Raw genomic sequence first — 2,610 nt, 5'->3', positions numbered from 1 at the left:
AGGAAATAGGTGGGCAGGGGGGAGGAGGGCGGGTGCATGGCGGTGGTCCGTGGGGGTGGGTGGTGCGGTCGAGGGCGAAAGGCGCCAGCGAGGGCGTCAGGCGCCGCGCGGGCGGATCGGCGCGCGCCGGGCGCGGCCCCACAGCACGAAGGTGCACAGCGCCAGCAGCACGAGGTTGAGCGGCACCACCATCGCCTCGCCCCGGCTCAGGTGAAAGGCGATGGCGAGTCCCTGCAGCACCACGCAGCACAGGGCCGCGAGCACGGTGAGCCGGGGCAGGATGCGCGTCAGCGCGGGCAGCAGGATGCTCAGGCCGCCCGCGATGTCGATCAGCCCGATGGCCCGCACGAAGGCGACGGGGTACTGCCCCGTCCACTGCATCATCGCGCTCAGTTCGGGAATGGGCGTGGTCAGCTTCACGACGCCCGAGGCGCAGAACACCGCGGCGACCAGCACCTGGGCGATCCAGAGGCCGATGCGCAGCGGCTTGCCCGCAGGGGGGGTGGAGGCTATGTATGAGGAGGAAAAAGGATTGGCAGCCATGTCGGGTCTCCAAAAAGTGCCGGGGTGCGGCCGGGGTGAGGGAAAAGGGGTTGGGTGAAATTTATGCTTTCCCCATCAGGAAATCGATGGCGTTAAAGTCATCGAATCATTTCCTTATTTGGCAATCATGATCCCTCCCCACCTGGAGCTGACCGGCCTGCGCGTATTCCAGGCCATCGTCGAGGCCGGCAGCTTCAGCGCGGCGGCCGACCGCCTCGACATGGCGCCGCCCATGGTCAGCAAGCACATCGCGCGGCTGGAGCGCACCCTGGGCGCGCGCCTGCTGCACCGCACCAGCCGCAGCATGAGCCTGACGGAGGCCGGCACCGCGTTCTACGAGCAGGGCCGCCACGCGCTGGAACTGCTCGACGCCGCAGCGGCTTCCGTCGGCCAGGGCCAGAGCCGGCCACGCGGCGAGCTGCGCATCAGCGCGCCCGTGTGGTGCGCCACCCCGCGGTTCGCCGGCCTGCTGGCCGAATACCGGCGGGCTTTTCCCGAAGTGCGGCTGGACCTGCACCTAGACAACCGCATGGTGGACATCGTCTTGGAAGGCTTCGACGTCGCGCTGCGCATGACCGCCGAGCCCGCGCCCCAACTCATCGCGCGGCCCCTGTGCCCCGTCGCCTTCCACCTCGTCGCGGCGCCCGCTGCGATGCCGGTGCCCGTGGAGGGCGCTGCATCGCAGCCGGTGCCAATGGTCGTGCCCAACTACCTGCCACTGGAGCGCCTCAAGCTCGGCCTGAACGAAGGCACCCGCTGGCGCATGGACGCGGTCATGAAGTCGAGCGACACCACGCTGAGCTACCACGCCGTCGTGGCCGGCATGGGCGCGGCCTTTCTGCCCGGATGGCTGGTGGAGCAGGACCTGGCCAGCGGCCGGCTGGTGAAGCTGCCGGGCGATTCGGGCGGTGCGGGCTTTGAGGGCACCTTGTATGCCGTCTATGCCAGCCGGCGGCAGATGCCGCTCAAGCTGCGCAGCTTCATTGATTTTCTGGCGGAGCGGCTGGGTGACTGACCCGCCGATTGATCAGAAGCAAAGAAGAGCTTGGCGTCGAGGCGGATTAGATAACGTACAAGCTACTACGTACCGTCTGGGCTAGGAAATATCGTTTGAGAGGCTGACACAAGGTTTTACACCAAATAAAAGTGTCAGCGTGATTAATCAAGGGCGGCTTAATTGGATTGTTAGATGCTATTTTCTGACAATATGAAGGATTAAATCCGGCTGGGTTTCTCTGTCAGGGCCCCATATGGTGACGTGCTCAGTTCCAATGGACGAATCTGCAATCAACAGCCTTCGCGCAATCAAGACAAGTTGAAACGGCGATTTCGCATCTGGTTGGTTTTGCAGCCGTTTTGATAGCTCTATAGCCAACTCCGGTGGGAGCCAAAGTGAAGCTTGGAGGGAGAGCTTGTTGAGCTTTGTCCTCTGCTCTCTCGTAACCGTTTCACCGAAAGGAGTGGCAAGCAACTCACCGAGCAGTTCTGCAACTAACTCAACCTTTTGCTGCTGGTTTAACTGGCGCTGAAATAGCTCAAATTGCTTTTTGTATTCATGTTCTATTGACGCCTTTACGCGCGCCTCGAACCATGTTTTAGCGAGAGCGGCGACCAGTCCTGTTGTCGCACCGGAGGCGAGGATTGCTGTGATGATTACTTCAAGCATACTGACTCCGTGACATTTAGCGCAGTGTGAAGTGCAGCAGCTTACAGTCCATATCTGAAGCTTGCGACCCCCGGGTGCTCTGCGGCAGACTTCACAATTAATCCTGCAGCAGTTGCCCCGCCAGCGCCGCCGCCGCCGTGCGGGTCTCCACCCCCAGCTTTTCGAAGATGTGCTCCAGGTGCTTGTTCACCGTGCGTGGGCTCATGCCGAGAATGTCGGCGATATCGCGGTTGGTCTTGCCCTTGGCGATCCAGGACAGCACTTCGGTTTCGCGAGGCGTGAGCGCCACGGGTGGCAGGCGTGCGGCGGGGGCTGCATCGGCGGCGCCCAGGCTGAGCAGCAGCATCGATTCGCCCAGGCCGCTCGCGCCCAGGGGGCGGGCGAGCAGCCGCTGGCCGTCG

General features: G+C 63.4%; 4 protein-coding genes. 1 reads left to right on the top strand and 3 read right to left on the bottom strand.

Translation table 11 applies throughout. From position 1 onward, the window contains the following. Positions 1-96: 96 nt before the first annotated feature. Positions 97-543, bottom strand: coding sequence for a DoxX family protein (locus AC27IQ_RS22215; protein WP_487090827.1), 447 nt, complete (start codon positions 541-543; stop codon positions 97-99). Positions 544-670: 127 nt separating this feature from the next. Here AC27IQ_RS22215 and AC27IQ_RS22210 point away from each other — a divergent pair, with 127 nt between their 5' ends. After that, a complete protein-coding gene (locus tag AC27IQ_RS22210; protein ID WP_487090826.1) occupies positions 671-1,558 on the top strand; it encodes a LysR family transcriptional regulator in 888 nt (295 codons plus the stop codon). 177 nt (positions 1,559-1,735) lie between these two features. On the opposite strand, the gene AC27IQ_RS22205 is transcribed toward AC27IQ_RS22210, so the two are convergent. Continuing rightward, complete coding sequence (locus tag AC27IQ_RS22205) at positions 1,736-2,209, bottom strand: hypothetical protein (RefSeq protein ID WP_487090825.1); 474 nt, start codon at positions 2,207-2,209, stop codon at positions 1,736-1,738. A 97-nt stretch (positions 2,210-2,306) separates the two neighbouring features. Then, the coding region (locus AC27IQ_RS22200; RefSeq protein ID WP_487090824.1) for a helix-turn-helix domain-containing protein at positions 2,307-2,610 on the bottom strand (304 nt) is incomplete at its 5' end.

It is taken from the genome of Acidovorax sp. KPB24-07 (assembly GCF_057543315.1).
This window is presented reverse-complemented; position numbering and strand designations above follow the sequence as displayed.

Coding starts and splice junctions, on each gene's coding strand:
- AC27IQ_RS22215 (WP_487090827.1), bottom strand. CDS start 543: ATGGCTGCCAATCCTTTTTCCTCCTCATACATAGCCTCCACCCCCCCT.
- AC27IQ_RS22210 (WP_487090826.1), top strand. CDS start 671: ATGATCCCTCCCCACCTGGAGCTGACCGGCCTGCGCGTATTCCAGGCC.
- AC27IQ_RS22205 (WP_487090825.1), bottom strand. CDS start 2,209: ATGCTTGAAGTAATCATCACAGCAATCCTCGCCTCCGGTGCGACAACA.